Source organism: Aureimonas altamirensis, assembly GCF_001463885.1.
GTDB lineage: Bacteria > Pseudomonadota > Alphaproteobacteria > Rhizobiales > Rhizobiaceae > Aureimonas > Aureimonas altamirensis.
Genome location: NZ_BBWQ01000025.1, coordinates 76,226 through 95,435, shown reverse-complemented (window position 1 = coordinate 95,435; position 19,210 = coordinate 76,226). Strand labels below are relative to the sequence as shown.

Annotated in this window: 14 protein-coding genes, 1 tRNA gene and 1 pseudogene; 8 read left to right on the top strand and 8 right to left on the bottom strand. The window is 64.5% G+C overall.

The annotated features are described in order from the left end of the window. Positions 1–2 precede the first annotated feature (2 nt). Positions 3–611 (top strand): annotated as a pseudogene (locus tag AUL31_RS19110) (ABC transporter ATP-binding protein); the annotation flags it as partial. Between the two features lie 148 nt (positions 612–759). On the opposite strand, the gene AUL31_RS19105 reads toward AUL31_RS19110, so the two are convergent. Further along, positions 760–833: transfer RNA gene (locus AUL31_RS19105), tRNA-Gln, on the bottom strand. Positions 834–1,039: 206 nt separating this feature from the next. On the opposite strand from AUL31_RS19105, the gene AUL31_RS19100 reads away from it, so the two are divergent. After that, the gene (locus AUL31_RS19100) at positions 1,040–2,281 is read left to right on the top strand and encodes an MFS transporter (protein ID WP_082647029.1); all 1,242 of its coding nucleotides are present in this window, start codon (positions 1,040–1,042) and stop codon (positions 2,279–2,281) included. A 49-nt stretch (positions 2,282–2,330) separates the two neighbouring features. Here the strand turns inward: AUL31_RS19100 and AUL31_RS19095 are convergent, their stop codons facing one another. Both AUL31_RS19095 and AUL31_RS19090 read right to left on the bottom strand, forming a co-directional pair. Then, entirely contained in the window at positions 2,331–2,996 is a 666-nt protein-coding gene (locus tag AUL31_RS19095; RefSeq protein WP_060610463.1) for an OmpA family protein, read from the bottom strand. A gap of 129 nt (positions 2,997–3,125) precedes the next feature. Then, complete coding sequence (locus AUL31_RS19090) at positions 3,126–4,157, bottom strand: aspartate-semialdehyde dehydrogenase (protein ID WP_060610460.1); 1,032 nt, start codon at positions 4,155–4,157, stop codon at positions 3,126–3,128. 559 nt (positions 4,158–4,716) lie between these two features. On the opposite strand from AUL31_RS19090, the gene AUL31_RS19085 reads away from it, so the two are divergent. Next, positions 4,717–6,348 (top strand): MFS transporter, encoded by a 1,632-nt coding sequence (locus tag AUL31_RS19085; protein WP_060610664.1) that lies wholly within the window; start codon positions 4,717–4,719, stop codon positions 6,346–6,348. Positions 6,349–6,426: 78 nt separating this feature from the next. On the opposite strand, the gene leuB is transcribed toward AUL31_RS19085, so the two are convergent. Both leuB and leuD read right to left on the bottom strand, forming a co-directional pair. Beyond that, a complete protein-coding gene (leuB, locus tag AUL31_RS19080; RefSeq protein ID WP_060610457.1) occupies positions 6,427–7,542 on the bottom strand; it encodes a 3-isopropylmalate dehydrogenase in 1,116 nt (371 codons plus the stop codon). Positions 7,543–7,599: 57 nt separating this feature from the next. Continuing rightward, the gene (gene leuD / locus AUL31_RS19075) at positions 7,600–8,205 is read right to left on the bottom strand and encodes a 3-isopropylmalate dehydratase small subunit (RefSeq protein WP_060610454.1); all 606 of its coding nucleotides are present in this window, start codon (positions 8,203–8,205) and stop codon (positions 7,600–7,602) included. Between the two features lie 105 nt (positions 8,206–8,310). Here leuD and AUL31_RS19070 point away from each other — a divergent pair, with 105 nt between their 5' ends. Continuing rightward, positions 8,311–9,195, top strand: a complete 885-nt coding sequence (locus AUL31_RS19070; RefSeq protein ID WP_060610451.1) for an HpcH/HpaI aldolase/citrate lyase family protein — start codon at positions 8,311–8,313, stop codon at positions 9,193–9,195. Then, positions 9,192–9,398 carry a DUF1737 domain-containing protein gene (locus AUL31_RS19065; RefSeq protein WP_060610448.1) on the top strand — a complete coding sequence of 69 codons (207 nt, stop codon included), beginning with the start codon at positions 9,192–9,194 and terminating at the stop codon, positions 9,396–9,398. Before AUL31_RS19070 ends, AUL31_RS19065 begins: the two co-directional genes overlap by 4 nt. 15 nt (positions 9,399–9,413) lie before the next feature. Here AUL31_RS19065 and AUL31_RS19060 read toward each other — a convergent pair whose 3' ends face one another. After that, a complete protein-coding gene (locus AUL31_RS19060; protein WP_060610445.1) occupies positions 9,414–9,836 on the bottom strand; it encodes a metallopeptidase family protein in 423 nt (140 codons plus the stop codon). 187 nt (positions 9,837–10,023) lie between these two features. On the opposite strand from AUL31_RS19060, the gene AUL31_RS20435 reads away from it, so the two are divergent. Genes AUL31_RS20435 through AUL31_RS19045 form a run of 3 tightly spaced genes read left to right on the top strand, consistent with a single transcriptional unit; the run spans position 10,024 to position 15,933 of the window. Beyond that, entirely contained in the window at positions 10,024–10,887 is an 864-nt protein-coding gene (locus AUL31_RS20435; RefSeq protein ID WP_060610442.1) for an ImuA family protein, read from the top strand. Then, complete coding sequence (locus tag AUL31_RS19050; RefSeq protein ID WP_244489461.1) at positions 10,865–12,484, top strand: Y-family DNA polymerase; 1,620 nt, start codon at positions 10,865–10,867, stop codon at positions 12,482–12,484. Before AUL31_RS20435 ends, AUL31_RS19050 begins: the two co-directional genes overlap by 23 nt. Further along, entirely contained in the window at positions 12,481–15,933 is a 3,453-nt protein-coding gene (locus AUL31_RS19045) for an error-prone DNA polymerase (protein WP_060610439.1), read from the top strand. The genes AUL31_RS19050 and AUL31_RS19045 overlap by 4 nt, the downstream gene beginning before the upstream one ends. A gap of 17 nt (positions 15,934–15,950) precedes the next feature. Here AUL31_RS19045 and AUL31_RS19040 read toward each other — a convergent pair whose 3' ends face one another. Together AUL31_RS19040 and AUL31_RS19035 are read right to left on the bottom strand one after the other, a co-directional pair. Next, the gene (locus AUL31_RS19040) at positions 15,951–17,126 is read right to left on the bottom strand and encodes an HlyD family efflux transporter periplasmic adaptor subunit (protein ID WP_082647026.1); all 1,176 of its coding nucleotides are present in this window, start codon (positions 17,124–17,126) and stop codon (positions 15,951–15,953) included. Then, the gene (locus AUL31_RS19035; RefSeq protein WP_244489466.1) at positions 17,123–19,210 is read right to left on the bottom strand and encodes an ATP-binding cassette domain-containing protein; all 2,088 of its coding nucleotides are present in this window, start codon (positions 19,208–19,210) and stop codon (positions 17,123–17,125) included. The genes AUL31_RS19040 and AUL31_RS19035 overlap by 4 nt, the downstream gene beginning before the upstream one ends.

The window sequence follows — 19,210 nt, the reverse complement described above, 5'->3', positions numbered from 1 at the left end:
GCGCCATCGACGATCTGACGCTCGATCTTCCTCACGGCACGCGGCTAGGCCTCGTCGGCCATAATGGTGCCGGCAAGTCGACCCTACTGCGCGTCCTGGCGGGCATCTACGAACCGACCGGCGGTTCGCTCCGCGTCGAAGGCGGCACAGCCGCCATGTTCGATATCGGTTTCGGCATGGACCCGGATGCTTCGGGCTGGGACAACATCATCCTGCGCGGCATGCTGCTTGGCTATTCCCGCAAGGAGATCGAGGCGCGCCAGACGGAAATCGGCGAGGCCACCGGGCTCGGCGAATTCCTCAACATGCCGATGCGAACCTACAGCGCGGGCATGTCAACGCGCCTTGCCTTTGCGATCTCCACCTCCATTACGCCGGAGGTGCTTTTGATCGACGAGGGGATCGGTGCCGGCGATGCCGCATTCCTGGAGCAGGCGGAGCGCCGGCTGAACGAGTTCATCGGCCAGGCCGGGATGCTGATCATGGCCTCCCACTCGGAAGAACTGCTGCGCAAATGGTGCACAACCGGCCTGTGGATGGAGCACGGTAAAATGCGCTCCCATGGCCCTCTAGAGGCGGTTCTCCAGGAATATCAGCAGTCGCGGGGATAACAACAGGCTGCTGTCGGGATTGGTCGCGGCAGCGGCAAAGCGGTGACTGCAGATGCGAGGGGCGCATCGGCAGTAGGCTGCGACATGAAACGAGGCGGTACACCGTCCCGATCAAAGCAAAAAGCGCACATTGCGGTGTTTTGAAATTTGGCTGGGGGACCTGGATTCGAACCAAGACTAACGGAGTCAGAGTCCGTTGTTCTACCCTTAAACTATCCCCCAGCGGGGTGCCGAACCAAGCCGACGGGCGCCTCTATAACAATGGCACCGCGTCGATGCAAAGGGAAAATGACGACCATTACAAAAAGATGGATCGTCATGGTCGCTTAACAATCTCCCCTCGTCATCTTGTTGCCAATGATGCGCTGCAGTATGGTCGATCAGAGGCGACCATAGCGCGCGCCATCCACCTTCGACAGGCTTCCATCATGCTTCCGACAACCGATGTCGCGGACACCGTGCCGCCGGCCGGCAACGCCGATGTCTCTGCTGCCAAGGGTTTTGGCAGCGAAGCGCCTGCCCTGGCAGCCCTGTCGATCGCATCCTTTGCCATCGGCGTCGGCGAATTCGGAATCATGGGCCTTCTCCCGGGTGTCGCCGACGATCTCGGGGTCACCATCCCGCAGGCAGGTCTGCTGGTGACCGGCTATGCCCTGGGCGTCGTCTTCGGCGGCCCGCTGCTGGCCGGGCTGACGTCGCGCATGGAGCGCCGGCGGCTTCTGCTCTGGATGGTCGTCATCTTCATCTTAGGCAACCTTGCCTGCGCCCTGGCGCCCGGCTACGGCCTGCTGATGGCGGCCCGCGTCTTCACCGCGCTGGCCCACGCCACCTTCTTCGGTATCGGCGCCGTGCTGGCAGCCGATATCTCGCCGCCCGGCCGGCAGGCCCAGGCCATCTCGCTGATGTTCGTCGGGATGACGCTGGCCAATGTGATGGGCGTACCCCTCGGCACGTTCATCGGCCAGGCCTATGGCTGGCGCGCGACGTTCTGGGCCGTTACCGGGCTCAGCATCCTGTCCGGCATCGCCCTCTACGTCTTCCTGCCCCGCAGCTATCCTCTGGCCGGCATTGCCTTCCGGGACGAGATCCGTGCGCTGACCCGGGTGCAGGTGCTTCTGGCCATGCTGCTCAGCGTGCTGGCTTCGGTCGCGTTCTTTTCCGTCTTCACCTACATCGCCCCGATGCTGGAGCAGGTGACCGGGCTTGCACCCGCCAGCGTTCCTTACGTCCTGCTGGTCTTCGGTGTCGGCCTGACGATCGGCAATGTGCTGGGAGGACGGCTGGCCGACTGGAAGATGATGCCGGCGATCATCGGGCTGTTCGTGGCGATGGTCGTCGTCATGATCGCGCTCTATCCGGCCATGACGAACGCGCCGGTCATGATCGGCGTCATGTTCCTGTGGGGTATCGTCGTCTTTGGGCTGGTCGCACCGATACAGATGCGGATCGTCTCCCGCGCGGTCGGGGCGCGAAACCTGGCTTCCACCTTCAACCAGAGCGCCTTCAACCTTGGAAATGCGATCGGGGCCTGGTTCGGCGGTGCATTGATCACCCTCGGCCTGAGCTATCGCGATCTTCCGCTTGGGGCTCTGGTCATGGCCGTGCTGGGCGTGTGTGTCGCGCTGTTGTCGGGCTGGCTCGACCGGCGCTCTCGCCAATTGCAGGCATAAAAAAGGGGCCGGCAGATGCCGGCCCCAGATTGCAAAGCCTTGGCTTCGATTAACCGCCCTGCAGCGGCGAAATGGCGATCTCGACACGGCGGTTCTGCGCACGGCCCTGCTCGGTCGCATTGGATGCGATCGGCCGTGACATGCCGAAGCCCTGGATGTTGAGGCGATTGCCCGTGACACCCTGCGTCTGCAGGAACTGGCCCACGCTGGCAGCGCGACGCTGGGACAGCGCGAAATTGTATCCCTCGGCACCGACATTGTCGGTGTGGCCCATCACATCCACGATGGTCTGGTTGTACTTGTTGAGCACGATCGCGACCGATGTCAGCGTCGGGTAGAATTCGGAGCGGACCTGATCCTGATCCGTCGCGAAGGTGATGTTGGACGGCATGTTCAGGATGATGCGGTCGCCCTGCCGCGTTACGGAAACGCCCGTTCCCTGCAACTGCGCACGCAGATCGGCTTCCTGCCGGTCCATGTAGACGCCGATCCCGCCGCCCGTCAGGGCGCCGACGCCGGCGCCCAGAAGCGCTGCCCGTCCGCGATCCACGCCGGCGATCTCACCCACGAGAAGGCCACCCAGCGCGCCGACGCCGGCGCCGATGCCGGTGCCTGCAGCCGTGCGCGAAATCTGGGACTCGTTTGTATAGGGGTTCGTCGTCGTGCAACCGCCGAGAACGGCAAGGGAAACACAAGCGGCCAGGGTCTTTTTCATCGCAGGCTCATCTCTCAGAAAGCTCGCGCAGGATGTGCGCCGTCCATGGTTAATATTGCATGAACGGCGCTGCAACCAGACTGTGGCCGCATGGCGGCCGAACGCGTGGCTCGGCCGCCGGTTGAACCATCAGGCCGCCTGACGCTGGTCCAGCAGCTTGCGGTTGACCAGCAACTCGGCGATCTGCACGGCATTCAACGCCGCGCCCTTGCGGAGGTTGTCGGCGACGACCCAGATGTTCAGGCCGTTTTCGAGCGTCTGATCCTCGCGAATACGTGAAATATAGGTGGCATCCTCGCCGGCCGTCTCGAGCGGCGTCACGTAACCGCCGTCCTCATGCTTGTCGATCACCAGGCAACCGGGCGCTTCGCGCAGGATGTCGCGCGCCTCGTCTGCGGTGATCGGGTTCTCGAACTCGATGTTCACGGCTTCGGAGTGGCCGATGAAGACAGGAACGCGGACGGCCGTGCACGTGACCTTGATCCGCGGATCCAGCATTTTCTTGGTTTCGGCCATCACCTTCCATTCTTCCTTCGTCGACCCGTCTTCCATGAAGACATCGATATGCGGAATGACGTTGAAGGCGATGCGCTTGGTGAACTTGCGGGCGGTGACCGGGTCCGCCACGAAAACGGCGCGGCTCTGCTCGAACAGCTCGTCCATGCCTTCCTTGCCGGCTCCCGAGACCGACTGGTAGGTCGACACGACGACGCGACGAATGGTGGCGCGGTCATGCAGCGGCTTAAGCGCCACGACCAGCTGTGCGGTGGAGCAGTTTGGATTGGCGATGATGTTCCGCTTGCGGAAGCCGGACACCGCATCGGCGTTCACTTCCGGCACGATCAGCGGTACGTCCTGCTCGTAACGAAAGGCCGAGGAATTATCGATGACCACGCAGCCCTGCGCGGCGATCCGGGGGGCCCATTCCTTGGCGACCGAACCACCGGCCGACATCAGCGCAATATCCGTATCGGCGAAATCGTAGGTTTCGAGCGCACGGATCTTCAAGGTCTTGTCGCCGAATGTGACTTCCTTGCCCTGGCTGCGGCGCGACGCCAGCACCACGACCTCATCGGCCGGAAAGCCGCGCTCGTGAAGAATGTTGAGTATTTCCCGGCCGACATTACCCGTCGCGCCGACGACAGCTACCTTGTAACCCATCTTGGACCCAGTTCCTCTGCTCCCCGCGACCTCGTCAAACGCCTCCAACCCCGTCCCGGGGGAGTGCGGGACGAAGGTATCAGCTAATCGCGGTTTTAATCGTGGAGCGTGTGAACATGGGCCCGCATATGCGCCCTCGGGCGCGGCTTGTCAATCGAAGGGCCGCGGGGCGCTCAGCGCGCGCCGCGACGCCTGCCGCGCTCGTCACGATCCTCGTGGCCGAACAGTTTCTTCATTACCCAGCCGATTACCACGGCCTTGATCAAACCTCTGATCATATCCTGAGATTCCCTGTCTAACTTATCGATGTACAAGACAACGGCGATGTGGGCGCCCTCGTTCCGTGACCATCGACAGACCAGCGTGTGCCGGCGCTCCGCAGGATTTCCCCAGACAGAATTTTGCCACTTTTCATTTACGCTGGATAGGTTAGCGTGCCTGTCAACACACATCAGGACACGTCGGTGTGTAAGCAACGAGACCGCCTACAAACAGCGGCCGGGAGGGGAACTACGTGGCAAGCTACAATGATACGACCGCGTCCGAAAGCAAGACCAGCATGACGCGGGAAGAGCGGAAGGTGATCATCGCCTCATCGCTCGGTACCGTATTCGAATGGTACGACTTCTATCTCTACGGCTCTCTGGCGGCCATCATCGCCGCGCAGTTCTTTGCCGGTGTCAATCCGACGGCAGGCTTCATCTTCGCGTTGCTGGCCTTTGCCGCCGGCTTCGCGGTGCGCCCGTTCGGCGCCCTCGTCTTCGGGCGGCTGGGCGACCTCGTCGGGCGTAAATACACCTTCCTCATCACCATCATCATCATGGGCCTGTCGACCTTCCTGGTCGGCCTTTTGCCCAACTATGCGTCGATCGGCGTGCTTGCCCCGATCATCCTGATCATCCTCCGCCTCCTGCAGGGCCTTGCCCTCGGCGGCGAATACGGCGGCGCCGTGGTGTACGTCGCCGAGCATTCGCCCAACGGCAAGCGCGGCTACTTCACCTCGTGGATCCAGACGACGGCCACGATGGGCCTGTTCCTGTCGCTGGTCATCATTCTCGGCACCCGGACGATCATGGGCGAGGCGGCATTCGCCGAGTGGGGATGGCGCATTCCGTTCCTGATCTCCATCTTCCTTCTGGCAATCTCGGTCTGGATCCGCACCAAGCTGAACGAAAGCCCGGTGTTCCAGAAGATGAAAGCGGAGGGCAAGGCGTCCAAGAGCCCCTTGCGTGAATCCTTCGGCCAGTGGCCGAACCTGAAGATCGTGCTTCTGGCGCTGTTCGGCCTGACGGCCGGCCAGGCGGTGGTCTGGTATACGGGGCAGTTCTACGCCCTCTTCTTCCTGACTCAGACGCTGAAGGTGGACGGCGCGACCGCCAACATCATGATGGCGGTGGCCCTGCTGCTGGCGACGCCCTTCTTCCTGATCTTCGGCATCCTGTCGGATCGGATCGGGCGCAAGGCGGTGATCATGGCGGGTCTTGCCCTGTCGGTGGTGACGCTGTTCCCGGCCTTCCAGATGCTGACGCGCATGGCCAACCCCACCCTCGCGGCGGCGCAGGCTTCCGCGCCGGTCCATGTGACCGCCGACCCGGCCACCTGCTCGTTCCAGTTCAACCCGGTCGGAACGAGCCGCTTCACCAGTTCCTGCGATATTGCCAAGGCGTTCCTGGCCAGGAACGCCGTGAACTACGACAATATCGAAGCGCCTGCCGGCACAGTGGCCAACGTGCGCGTCGGCGACGTGGTCATCCAGAGCTTCGAGGGTGAAGGCCTGTCGGCCGCCGACCTGAAGACGCAGACCGATGCCTTCGGCGTAGCAGCGACGGATGCGATCCGTGCGGCCGGCTACCCGGCGGCCGCAAACCCGGCCGAGATCAATTATGTCGGCACCACGGCCATCCTGTTCTTCCTGGTTTTCCTGGTTACGATGGTCTACGGACCGATCGCGGCCTATCTGGTGGAACTCTTCCCGACGCGTATCCGCTACACGTCCATGTCGCTGCCCTATCACATCGGCAATGGCTGGTTCGGCGGCTTCCTGCCCACGACGTCGTTCGCCATCGTGGCGGCAACGGGCAACATCTACTCCGGTCTCTGGTATCCCGTGGTCATCGCCGCGATGTCGCTGATCGTCGGCATGATCTTCCTGCGCGATACCCGCCACGTCGATATCCATAAGCTGGACTGACGGCAGAGCCTGCGACACATGAAAAAGGGCCCCGGTGGAGACACCGGGGCCCTTTCCTTTTGGATCTTGTTTGCGCCCTCAGGCGGCGGCGAGCTTGTCGCGGAAGACCGCTGCGATGGCGTCGCCCATCTCTTCCGTGCCGACCTGTCGCGTGCCTTCGGCAACGATGTCCGCCGTGCGGATGCCTTTTTCCAGCACTTCCGCGATCGAGGCTTCCAGCTTGTCGGCTTCGCCGACCATGCCGAAGGAATAGCGCAGGCACATGGCGAACGAAGCGATCATGGCGATGGGGTTGGCGACGCCGCGTCCGGCGATATCGGGCGCCGAACCGTGTACCGGCTCGTACATGGCGCGCCGCCGTCCTGTGGCGTCGTCCGGCCGGCCGAGCGAAGCGGACGGCAGCATGCCGAGCGAGCCCGTCAGCATGGCCGCGATATCGGACAGCATGTCGCCGAAGAGGTTGTCCGTCACGATGACATCGAACTGCTTGGGCGCGCGAACCAGCTGCATGCCCCCGGCATCGGCCAGCATATGCTCCAGCGTCACGTCTGCGTAATCGGCATGGGTTGCCGTGACGACCTCGTTCCATAGGACGCCGGATTTCATGACGTTGCGCTTTTCCATCGACGTCACCTTGCCGCGCCGCGTGCGCGCCAGCTCGAAGGCGGCGCGTGCGATGCGCTCGATTTCGTAGGTATCGTAGACCTGCGTGTCGATGCCGCGCTTCTGGCCATTGCCCAGATCGCGGATTTCCTTCGGCTCGCCGAAATAGACGCCGCCGGTCAACTCCCGCACGATAAGGATGTCGAGCCCGTCGACCAGCTCGCGCTTCAGCGAGGAGGCGTCGGCCAGGGCCGGATAGCAGATGGCCGGGCGCAGATTGGCAAAGAGTTCAAGCTCCTTGCGCAGGCGCAGAAGCCCGGCTTCCGGCCGATGCTCGTAGGGCACGCCATCCCATTTCGGACCGCCCACGGCGCCGAACAGGACGGCGTCCGCGGCCAGGGCCAGCGCCATGTCGGCATCGGAGATCGGCACGCCATGCGCGTCGTAGGCCGAACCGCCCACCAGGCCGCGCTCGATGGTGAAACCCGTGCCCGCTTCCGCGTTCATGAGGGCGATCAGCTTCTCCACCTCGGCCATGGTTTCCGGGCCGATCCCGTCACCGGGAAGAAGAAGCAGGTTACGGGTTGTCATGCGGCGGTCCTCCGGCCGGTAATCGGAATTATGAAAGATCGGGCAGGGCCGACGCGTTCAGGCCCAGGGGCGGTCTTCGGCGAGCTTCTGCTCGAAGGTCGAAATGCCGGGCGCGCGCTCGAGGGTCGTGCCGATATCGTCGAGACCGTTGAGAAGCCGGTGCTTGCGCGATGCCTCCAGGTCGAAATGGATCACCTGACCGTCCGGCCGGCGGATCTCCTGGGTGTCGAGATCGACGGACAGCCGCGCGTTGGAGCCCTTCTCGGCATCCTTGAGAAGCTCTTCCAGTTCCTGCGGGGTCACGCGGATCGGCAGGATGCCGTTCTGGAAGCAGTTATTGTAGAAGATGTCGGCGAAGGACGTGGAGATGACGCAGCGTATGCCGAAATCGAGCAGCGCCCAGGGGGCATGCTCGCGCGAGGAGCCACAACCGAAATTGTCCCCCGCGATCAGGATCTCGGCCTTGGAGTAGGCCGGCTTGTTCAGCACGAAATCCGGATCGGGCGAACCGTCCTCGCGGTAGCGCATATTGGCGAAAAGGCCGACGCCGAGACCCGTGCGCTTGATCGTCTTCAGGTAATCCTTGGGGATGATCATGTCGGTATCGATGTTGACGATGGGCAGCGGGGCGGCAACGCCCGTCAGCGTGTCGAACTTCTGCATCGCATGTCTCCTCGGCTACATGGCTTTTTCCGCTTTCCGATATATCAAGGTGGCAGGCGGGTCAAAACCATTGCGGCATCCGGCGGCATTTGGCAGGAAGCAGGGATGACACAGACACCGCGCTTTCTGAGATCCGCCTTGTTCGTGCCCGCCGCAAACGGCCGCGCGCTGGCGCGCAGCGCCGATTTCGACGCCGATGCGCTGATCTTCGATCTGGAGGATTCCGCAGCACCGGAAGAAAAGGCCGAGGCACGAGAGCGCCTGCGCGATCATCTGGCGACGCCCCGGGGCAGCGCCATGCGGGTGGTGCGCATCAACCCGCTGGCGACGCCGGAAGGCACCGAAGATCTTTTGATGGCGCGCGGCGCGCATGCGGATGCGATCCTGGTGCCGAAAGTGGATAGGGCCGCCGATCTCCTCGATGTGTCGGCGGCGCTGGAGCAGACGGACGCCCCGCCGGCCCTGCAGGTGTGGGCGATGGTGGAAACGCCGCTCGGCATCCTGAATGCGGGCGCGATCGCCGCCGTGCGGATGGCCTATCCGCTGGGGGCGCTCATTGCCGGGCCGAACGACATCGTCGCCGCCGGCCGACTGCGCCCTTCCGCCGGCCGGCCCGAACTCATCCCCTGGCTGGCCCAGATCGTGCTGGCCGCGCGGGCCTACGGCATTCCCGTGCTGGATGGCGTCTACAACGATTTCCGGGATGCCGAAGGTTTCGCCGCCGAATGCGCCGCCGGCCGGCGCATGGGCTTCGATGGCAAGACGCTGATCCACCCCTCGCAGGTGGAGCGTGCCAACGCCGCCTTCGGCCCCACCGCCGAAGAGGTGGAAGCCGCGCGTGACATCGTCGCCGCCTTCGACGACCCGGCCAATTCTGGCCGTGGCGTTATCGGCATCGGCGGGCGGATGGTGGAGCGGCTGCATCTCGCCGACGCACGGCGGCTCCTCGACATCGCCGAATCGATCCCCAATCCGAAGGACAGGTCATGAAGCTTTATCGTCTGCTGACAGGCGTCGACGACGCCGCCTTCTGCCACAAGGTTTCCCTTGCCCTGTCAAAGGGGTGGGAGCTGGCCGGCAGCCCCGCCTATGCCTTCGACGCGGCAGAAGGCGTCATGAAATGCGCCCAGCCCGTCACCAAGGTGGTCGACGGCAAGGATTACGATCCGTCGATGAAGCTCGGCGAACAGTAGGCCGGCGGGCCGGCGTCAGTCGGCCGCGGCTTCCAGCGCTTCCATATCGTCGTCGGACAGGCCGAAATGATGGCCGATCTCGTGGATCAGCACGTGGCTGACAAGCATGCCCAGCGTTTCCTCGTGCTCGGCCCAGTAGTCGAGTATGGGCCGGCGATACAGCAGGATGCGGTTGGGCATTTCGCCCGTCATCTCCGTGGCGGCCGCTGCGACGGCGCGCCCCTCGAACAGGCCGAGAATGTCGAAGGGGGATTCGAGGCTCATCTCCGCCACGACGTCATCTTCCGGAAAGTCGGCGACATGGAATCGGATATCGCCGCATAAGGCGCGAAATTCCGCCGGAAGGCCGGCATAGGCATCGATGGCAAGCTGCTCGATTTCGTCCAGGCTGGGCGCCATGCGCCGCGACCAGTCGTCGCCATGGTCAAGTTGTCCCATCCCCTCAAAGCCTCCGCAGGATACCGCCTGCCGCTCTTTTAGACGAAGCATCGGCCCGTCGCCATCCATCCGGCGTTCTCTTGACTCTGCGTCGGGGCTCTGGAATCCATAAGAACATAACAGGAACAAAACCCTTGGAGCCCCTATGGAGCGGCGATGCGACCCATCTGCCGAGATGCAACCGTCATTGCCGGACAAAGCCCGGCAACTGGCGGAATTGCGGCATCGGATCGCTCGTCTGGAGAAGGCGTCGCCGGCGCTGAATTCCGAAAGCGAAGCGGTGTCCGGCGGGCAATTCGTGCCGCTGCGCGTCGATTCGGCAGACAGGGTGCTTGGAGGCGGCTTTCCATCGGCAGCGCTGACCGAGATCCGCCTTGCCGAACCGCGCGGTGGCGGTGGCGGGGCGGGCTTCCTGGCCGGGGTGGCCAGCCTGTGCGGCGCTTCGGCCGAGCGTCCCTTGCTGTGGATCAGCGAACGGCACGTCAAGGCAGAGCTGGGCGTCTTCTATGCGCCCGGCCTGCGGACATTCGGGCTGGACCCGTCCTCCCTGCTTCTGGTGCATACGCGGCGGTTGCAGGAGGCCCTTTGGGCAGCGGAGGAGGCGGCCGGTTCGGGTGGTGCGGCGCTGGTCGTGCTCGAAGTGTCCGGCAACCCGCATCTTCTGGGCCTGGAAGGCACACGGCGGCTGCATGTGCGGGCCCGTGCAAGCGGCCTTCCGCTGGTGCTGTTGCGGCAGGCCGGGCAGCCGGAAGCCACCGCGGCCCCGTTGCGCCTGCAAATTGCCCCTGCCGCCGCAGGGGCCGTACCGGACCTTTCCCATATCGGCCGGCTCGTCGGGCAGCCTGCCTTCGATGTCGCGGTGGAAAAATCGGCGTCGGGCCGGCCCGGCAGATTTCGACTGGAGTGGAACCAGGATGAGCGTCATTTCACCGCCGCCGAGCAGAATTCTGGCCGTGTGCCTGCCGCATCTGTCGACAGACAGGCTGTTTCGCAAAAGCCTTGGCCGGTCCTGGCGCCGGACGTTTCCCTTGCACGGCGGCGCCGCGCCTGATTCGCCAGTTGCGGGAAGCCTCGCACCCGAGGCTGCCGCAACGGCGGGTCTGTTCCGCGAGGCATCGGGCAGCGCCCATCGCGCGCCGCGCGGTGGTGGCCTGGCGGCCGAGGCCCGGCATCCTGCATGGCAGGGCGCGACGGACGAACTCCAGCCGCTGGCGCTCTACGACAAGGATGGCGGCCTCATGCGCATCCGGGCGGCATGCGAGCGCGCCCGCCTGGCGGGGCTGGTGCCGGGCCTGTCGCTGGCAGAGGCGCGCGCCCGCTTCCCCTTTGTCCGATACGAGGAAATGGACAGGGGCGCGGATGCCGGGTTGCTGGCCGCGATCGCGGATTGGTGCGATCGCTATACGCCGCTGGTTGCGCTGGATGGGCTGGCGGGGCTGTTTCTGGACATTTCCGGCTGCGCGCATCTGTTCGGCGGCGAGGACGGCCTGATGCGCGACCTTGCCCAACGCATGGAAGGGCAGGGCCTGGCTGCCGGGTTGGCCATCGCGTCCTCTGCCGGGCCGGCTGCGGCGCTGGCCGTCCATGCTCCGGGGACGGTGACGAGGCCCGGCGAAGAAGTCGGCCTTCTGGCGCCCTTGCCCTGCCGCGCGCTGCGTTTCGAGCCGGCATTGTCGGCGACGCTGGACAGGCTGGGCCTGCGCCGCGTCGGCGAATTGCTGTCCATGCCGCGTGCCTCTCTCGGGCGCCGCTTCGGCGCGGCCTTCATGGAGCAGCTGGATTTTGCGATCGGCCGCAGTACCCGCCCCTTGAACCCGCGACGCCCGGTGCCGGCCCTTATTCATGAGCGGCGCCTGTTCGAGCCGATCGGGCGGGTGGAGGATATCGAGAATCTCATCCTGCATCTGGCCCAACGCCTGAAGCCGGATCTCGAGCGTCTGGGGCAGGGGGTGCGCCAGCTCGAACTGTCATTGTTTCGTGTCGATGGCGTGGTCGAGCGCATCGCGCTTGCCACCGCACGCCCCATGCGGGACCCGGCCTCCATTCGCCGCCTGTTCTGCGAGCGTCTCAAGGCCATCGGCGACGAACGCGATGCCGGCTACGGCTACGACCTCCTGCGCCTGTCCGTCTTGTCCATGGATGTGCTTGACGACGACCAGTCCAACTTCCTGGCAAGCGGCGTGACGGCCGAAAGGATGGTGACGCTGGTGGACAGGCTGACGGCGCGGCTGGGCCCCGGGGCCGTCCAGTCGCTCCAGGACGTGGCTTCGCATTGGCCGGAAAAGGCGCAGGCCCTGGTGGCCGGGTTTTCCGGTACCGCCGCCGCCACGGATACCGCAATGGAGAGTCTGCCGCGTCCCTTACGCATTCTGGACCCGCCCGAACCGGTCGAGGCCATCTCCGTCCTGCCCGAGGGAGAGCCGATCCGGTTCGTCTGGCGGCGGGCGGCGCACCGGGTGCTGCGCCTCGAAGGTCCGGAGCGGATCGAGCCGGAATGGTGGCATGACGACGTCACCACCGCCACCCCCGGTCTGTTCCGCGATTACTTCCGCATCGAGGACGATGCGGGACGGCGCTACTGGATGTTCCGCGAGGGCCTGGCCGACATGCGGCCTGCCCGCTGGTTCCTGCACGGCATATTCCCATGATGAAGGACGCCGACAAGATAGCGGCTGCCTTCCGGCCCATGGGCGAAGGCTTCTGCGAGATCGGCGTCCAGTCGAGTTTCTCGTTTCTGCGGGGGGCCTCCTCGCCGCAGGAGCTTGTCCTCACCGCACGGATGCTCGGCCTGGGAGGCATGGGCCTTGCCGACAGGAACAGCGTGGCAGGGGTGGTCAGAGCCCTGCAGGCTGCGCGCGATTGCGGTTTCGCCTTTCGACCCGGGGTACGGCTGGTGTTCGCCGACGATACGCCGGATATCCTCGCCTATCCCGAAGACAGGGAAGGCTGGGGAAATATTTGCCGGCTTATCAGTTTGGGAAATCTGCGCGCCGACAAGGGGGAATGCCATCTGGAGCTCGGCGATCTCCTGTCATGGAGCGGGCACTGCCGGTTCGCGATGCTGTGTCCGCAGACGCTGGCCGGCGCCTTGTGGGCCGGTGTCGCCGATGGTTCGGTGCAGGCGCTGGTAAAGCTGCGCGAGGCCGCACCCGGCCGCGTCTGGCTGGCAGCCGCGGCCCGGCAGGATGGGCGCGACAGACGTTTCCTCGCCCGTGCGAGCAGTCTGGCGGCGCGGGCCGGCGTGCCCATGCTGGCCACCAACGACGTCCTCTACCATGTGCGGGAAAGGCGGATGCTGGCCGATGTCGTCACGGCCATCCGGACGCATGTTCCGCTTTCCCGGGCCGGGCTTGCCTTGGCGCGCAATGCCGAGCGCCATCTGCGCGGCACGGCGGACATGGAGTTTCTGTTCCGGGACCATCCGCAGGCGGTGGTGGAAAGCCGGCGCTTCTTTGCGGGGCTGAACTTCAACCTGAAGACATTGCAGTACGAGTATCCGGATGAAGGGCTTACCCTGACGCGCTCGCCGGCGGCCGAATTGCGCCATCTCGCCTATGATGGGGCCAACAGGCTTTTTCCGGCCGGAATCCCCCACAAGGTCCGCCACGAGATCGAGAGAGAACTGTCGATCATCGAGCAGAAGGAATACGAGCCGTATTTCCTGACGGTGCACCGCATCGTCATGGCTGCCCGCGACATGGGCATATTGTGTCAGGGGCGCGGATCGGCCGCCAACTCCACAATCTGCTACTGCCTCGGCATAACGTCGGTCGACCCGGAGCGCGGCAACCTGTTGTTCGAGCGCTTCATCTCCCTGGAGCGGGACGAGCCGCCGGATATCGACATCGATTTCGAGCATGAAAAGCGCGATGACATCATCAACTGGATCTACGAGACATACGGGCGGGACAAGGCAGCCATTGCCGCGACGGTGATTTCCTATCGCTCACGGTCCGCCGCGCGCGAGGTCGGCAAGGCCTTCGGCCTGTCGGAAGATGCGGTCGGGGCGCTGTCCGCCTCCGTCTGGGGTACGTCGCATTCGGCCCTGGGCGCCTGGGAGGCACGTGCGGCCGGTCTCAGCGATGCCGACCCCACCACGGCCAATGTCCTGCACTTCGCGCATGAGCTTGCCGGCTTTCCGCGTCATCTCTCGCAGCATGTCGGCGGCTTCGTGCTGACACGGGGCAGGGTGGACGAGACGGTCCCCGTCCTGAACACGGGTGACAAGAACCGGATCATCGTGGAGTGGGACAAGGACGATCTGGAAGAGATCGGCATCCTGAAGATCGATATTCTGGCGCTCGGCATGCTGAGCTGCCTTCAGCGCGGCTTCGCCATGCTGGGCGCGCATTATGCCGAGGATTTCGGCGGTCATGCGCCTCTTCGATTGGGTGTCCTGCCCAAAGAGGAGGAGAGCGGGCCGGTCTGGAAGATGATGGAGCGCGCCGACACGCTGGGCGTGTTCCAGATCGAAAGTCGGGCGCAGATGTCGATGCTGCCCAAGCTCAAGCCCAAGGAGTTCTACGACCTCGTCATCCAGGTCGCCATCGTGCGCCCCGGCCCCATCCAGGGAGACATGGTGCACCCCTATCTGCGGCGGCGTATGAAGCTGGAGGATGTGAATTACCAGAAGCCGGAATTGAAGGACGTTCTCGGGCGGACACTCGGCGTGCCGCTGTTCCAGGAGCAGGCCATGCAGATTGCCATGGTGGCCGCCAATTTCTCCGGCTCCGAAGCCGATGAGCTGCGGCGCGCCATGGCCACCTTCAAGCGCACGGGCAAGGTGCAGGACTTCCGCGACAAGATGATCGGCGGCATGGTCGAGAACGGCTACGATGCGGAGTTTGCCGCCCGATGCTTCCGGCAGATCGAGGGCTTTGGCGAATACGGCTTTCCCGAAAGCCATGCGGCTTCCTTCGCCGTGCTCGTCTACGATTCGGCATGGTTGAAGTGCTATTATCCGGATGTCTTCGCAGCCTGCCTGCTCAACGCCCAGCCCATGGGGTTCTACGCGCCGGCGCAGATCGTGCGCGATGCACGCGAGCACGGGGTGGAGGTGCGCCCCGTCTGCATCAACGCGTCCGATTGGGACAACGGGCTGGAGGAAGCCGCATTCGACGCGACGCGCATGGCGCGCCGCAATCTGGACATGGCGCCTCATATCCGCACCCGCCATGCGGTGCGGCTGGGCTTTCGGCAGGTAAAGGGCCTGTCCGAAAAGCAGATGAGGCATCTTGTGGAGGTGCGCCGGCAACGCCCCTTCGATTCCGTACGGGATGTCTGGCTGCGCACGGGATTTGCCCGTGCGGTCGTGGCGCGGCTGGCGGACGCCGATGCCTTCGCCGCGCTCGGGCTTTCCAGGCGCGATGCCCTATGGGCCGCCGAGGCTTTGGATGCCGGCGGGGCAGCCGAGCACCTGCCGCTGTTTGCGGTTGCATCGACGCAGGATCTGCATCGGGAGCCGGAAGCGAACCTGCCGCCGATGCCGCCGGGCGAGGAGGTCGTGAACGATTATCGGTTCCTGTCCATGTCGCTCAAGGCGCACCCCATATCCTTCCTGCGGGGGGATATGCGCGCCCTGGCGGTAACCCCGCATTCGAGCCTGCCGGATATCCGCTCCGGCCGGCGCATCACGGTGGCCGGTCTGGTGCTGATCCGGCAAAGGCCAGGTTCTGCCAAGGGCGTGATCTTCATGACGCTGGAAGACGAGACCGGAATCTCGAACGTCATCGTCTGGCCCAAGGTTTTCGAAACCTATCGTGCCGTGGTGCTGGGCGGACGCTTCCTGAAAGTGCGGGGCCGGTTGCAGGCCAGCCACGGCGTCATCCATGTGGTGGCGGAAGAGATCGTCGACCTGACATCCATGCTGGCGCGCATCGCAAGGGGCGGGCTGGAGGGCGCCCGCCTTCTTGCGCCGACGGACCATGTCAAAAGTCCGCTACGCAACCACCGGCCGGATCACCGTGCGCCGATGCCGCGTTCGGACGAGGTCGCCGAAGCGGCAGCTGCGCTTGGCGCGGCACTGGCCCGCGCCGACGAGGTTCGCCGCCCGGACCCCGGCTCGCACCGGGGAAGCCGCGCCTCTGCACGCCGATAGGTACGTAGCGTGTGCGCCTACTTTTCCTGCATGGCGCCGCTGAAGGCCTTCACGACCGGCTTCATCAGATATTTGAGAACGCTACGCTGGCCCGTCCGAATATCCACCGTCGCCGTCAGCCCTGGCTTGACCAGAATCTGGTCGGACTTCGCATTCCAGGTCTGATCGTCGTCGAGACGCACATGGACGCGGTAGTATGGCGTGCTCTGCCCGTTGGCGGCGGTATCGGTCAGCGTGTCCGGGCTGATCAGGGTGACGCGCCCATGCAGCGAGCCGTAGATGGAATAATCGAAGGCGTCGATCTTCACGGAGGCCGGCAGGCCCTCTGCCAGCTTGCCGATATTGGCGGGCGGGACCTTTCCTTCGATGATGACCCCGCCGTCGGTGGGCGCGATCTGCATCAGCTCGTCACCGGGGCGCAGGACGCCGCCGACGGTGTTGATACGCAGAAACTTCACCACGCCGGTCACCGGCGAGACAAGGTCGGTATGCTTCAGGATATCCTGCCGCTCGTCGATCTTGTAATCGGTAGAGGACAATTCCTCTTCCAGCTTGGCGACCTCGGCCCTGGCATCCTGGATCGACTTGTTCCGGATATCGGCGATCTTTCCGTCCAGTTCCAGCACGGCGCGCTGGGCCCGCAGCATTTCCAGCTTGCTGACGTCGCCGTCCTTCAACAGGCGCTCCGTCATGTCGAGCTCCTGCTTCGCCATCTTCAGCGCTTCCTGCAGGGTATCGAGCGTCTCGTCGATCGCCCGCTGGCGTTGCTCGTGAAGGCGCGTCTGCGCCTCGACGAATTCCGGATACTGGGACAGGTCTTCGTCGAAGCTCAGGTCGCCGTTGACGGCTTCGGCTCGCGCGCGGGCCAGCGATGTGCGCAGGGCGGCCCGCCGCGAGCGGCTTTCCTCGTATCCCGCTTCGGCGCGGCCGCGTTCCAGCACGGCAAGCTTCTGGCCAGCCGTGACGACCTGACCTTCCTGGACGAGGATCTGCGACACGACACCGCCGTCCACAGACTGGATGATCTGGGTGCGCTCGCTTGGGATGATCTGGCCCGTCATGCGGACCGCCTCGTCGATCTCGAAGAAGCCCGCCCATCCCACGAAGATCGCAAGCCCGATTGCCAGCAGGACGGACATTGGAAACCGACGTCCGTGGGAGCGGTCGGCATGATGGCTGGTCGTCGTGCTCATGCGGGTACCTTTTCGGCCTGGCCCTGGCTCATCTGCTGGAGGTGACGCAGCACCGCATCGCGCGGGCCGTCCACGACGACCTTGTTTCCGGTCACGACGATCAGCCGGTCGACGAGGGAGAGCATCTCCGGCTTATGGGTGACGATGACGACCGTGTCGTCCTTGCGGATTTCGCGGCGGAGGGCCTGTATGACCATCTCCTCTGTCGCGCGATCCATCGAGGCCGTCGGTTCGTCGAGCAGCCATACCTTGGGTTTGCGAAGGAATGTGCGGGTCAGGTTGACCAACTGGCGCTGTCCGCCGGACAGCCCGATGCCGCCCTCGAAGATGGGTTGCTGCAGCCCCTTCGGATGGCCGGCTATGACAGCCGTCATGAGCCCGGTCAGCCGCGCAGCCTCCAGGATGGTTTCGTCGCCCGGGTCCAGGAGGCCGAGGACGAGGTTGTCGCGGAGCGTCCCCGCAAAGAGCCGCCCTTCCTGCTGGAGGTAACCGACATTCTCGGCAATGACCGGCTTGGACAGATGGGACAGGTCGACGTCGTCGAGGGTGATGCGCCCTTTGCCCGGCTTGTACATGCCGCTCAGCAGCCGCAGCAGCGTCGTCTTGCCGGCGCCGATCGGCCCGATGACGCCGATCTTTTCACCGGCGTTGATGTCGAGCTTCTCGACCTGGAAGGCGACACGCTCGCCGTAGAAGGAGGCGACCGTCTCGAAGCGATAGCGCCCGGTCAGTTGCGGCAGGATGACGGGATGCTCTTCGCCGTCATGATCGTCCTTGAGCTGCCACAGCCTGTCCAGCCCCTGGATCGATGCCCGCACATTTGACCATTGCACCAGTTGCCCGGGAATGGCGGAAACGGGCGCCAGAGCGCGGCCCGACAGGATGGAGCAGGCGATCAGGCCGCCCATCGTCACGTGGCCGGTACTGACGATCAAGGCGCCGGCGGCGATCAGCCCCGAATAGCAGATCTGCTGCATGGCCGCGGCGATATAGGCCGCATGTTCCGAGACATGCCTCATCTCCATCTCGTTCTGCCGGGCGTCGTCGGTGACGCTGAGCCAGCGCGACAGCATCCGCCAGCCGCCCTGTCCGGACTTGATCGTCTCCGCGCCCTCGATGGTTTCGACCAGAAGGCCGTTCTTGAGGTTGCTTGCGGCATTGGCCTTCATCGCCAGGGCGTCCATGCGCCGCCGGTAGTACAGGCCGATGCAGATGCTGACGATGAGCATCGCGACGGGGATCGCGGCAATCCAGCCGACGATCGACCAGATGATCAGGATGAAGAAGATGGCGAAGGGCGCATCGACCAGAAGGTAGGACGAGACCGAGGTCAGGAAGGCGCGCACGGACTCGTAGCCGCGGATCTGGGCAGCCAGCGAGCCCACGCTTTTCGGCATCTGGTCCAGCCGGACGGACAGAAGCCGCATGTAGACGGCGCGCGTCAGATGCTGGTCGACGAAGTCGACGAGGCGTTCATAGGCCGCGCTGCGGGCGTATTTCGAGGCAAGCTCGAACATGATGGCGGCAAAGACGCCGATGGTCAGCACCAAGAGGGTCTGCGTCGCACCGGTGGGGACGACGCGGTCATACACCTGCATGGAGTAGAACGAACTGGCGATCGCGATCAGGTTGATGAGAACCGTGCTGAGCATGATGTCGCCCAGGGTCTTCCAGTGCGAGAAGACTTCGTCGCGGATCAGATGAAAGACCTTGCTGCTGGATGCCTTGAAGGGCAGCGCCATTCGCATGCGGAAGAAGCTGGCATCGGCGGCTTCTTCCCAGACGCCTTCGACGAAGCCCTGCTTCTCGGCGTCCCAGCTTTCCATGACCCATTGGCCCTGGCTGTTCTGCCCGCGCAGGATCAGCCACCGGCTGTCGCTATGGACAACCACCGGAACGATCGCCGGATCGGGCCGAGTCATGGCCCGAAGCTTCGGCAGATGCAGGCGCGCCACCACGAATTGAAGCTGCGCCATCGGCTTCGTACCGGCCTTCTCGGCGGCTTCGGCGGCATCCTTGAGAGCGAGCCGGTCTACGACCTCGCCCTGCAGGGTGGCGATGCGACTTAAAATTGCGAAAAGCAC

Bases quoted from the DNA above. Each gene is read 5' to 3' on its own strand.
- AUL31_RS19060 (WP_060610445.1), bottom strand. From the start codon at position 9,836: ATGGGACAACTTGACCATGGCGACGACTGGTCGCGGCGCATGGCGCCC.
- AUL31_RS19040 (WP_082647026.1), bottom strand. From the start codon at position 17,126: ATGAGCACGACGACCAGCCATCATGCCGACCGCTCCCACGGACGTCGG.
- AUL31_RS19100 (WP_082647029.1), top strand. From the start codon at position 1,040: ATGCTTCCGACAACCGATGTCGCGGACACCGTGCCGCCGGCCGGCAAC.
- AUL31_RS19090 (WP_060610460.1), bottom strand. From the start codon at position 4,157: ATGGGTTACAAGGTAGCTGTCGTCGGCGCGACGGGTAATGTCGGCCGG.
- AUL31_RS19085 (WP_060610664.1), top strand. From the start codon at position 4,717: ATGACGCGGGAAGAGCGGAAGGTGATCATCGCCTCATCGCTCGGTACC.
- AUL31_RS19070 (WP_060610451.1), top strand. From the start codon at position 8,311: ATGACACAGACACCGCGCTTTCTGAGATCCGCCTTGTTCGTGCCCGCC.
- leuD (WP_060610454.1), bottom strand. From the start codon at position 8,205: ATGCAGAAGTTCGACACGCTGACGGGCGTTGCCGCCCCGCTGCCCATC.
- leuB (WP_060610457.1), bottom strand. From the start codon at position 7,542: ATGACAACCCGTAACCTGCTTCTTCTTCCCGGTGACGGGATCGGCCCG.
- AUL31_RS19095 (WP_060610463.1), bottom strand. From the start codon at position 2,996: ATGAAAAAGACCCTGGCCGCTTGTGTTTCCCTTGCCGTTCTCGGCGGT.
- AUL31_RS19045 (WP_060610439.1), top strand. From the start codon at position 12,481: ATGATGAAGGACGCCGACAAGATAGCGGCTGCCTTCCGGCCCATGGGC.
- AUL31_RS19065 (WP_060610448.1), top strand. From the start codon at position 9,192: ATGAAGCTTTATCGTCTGCTGACAGGCGTCGACGACGCCGCCTTCTGC.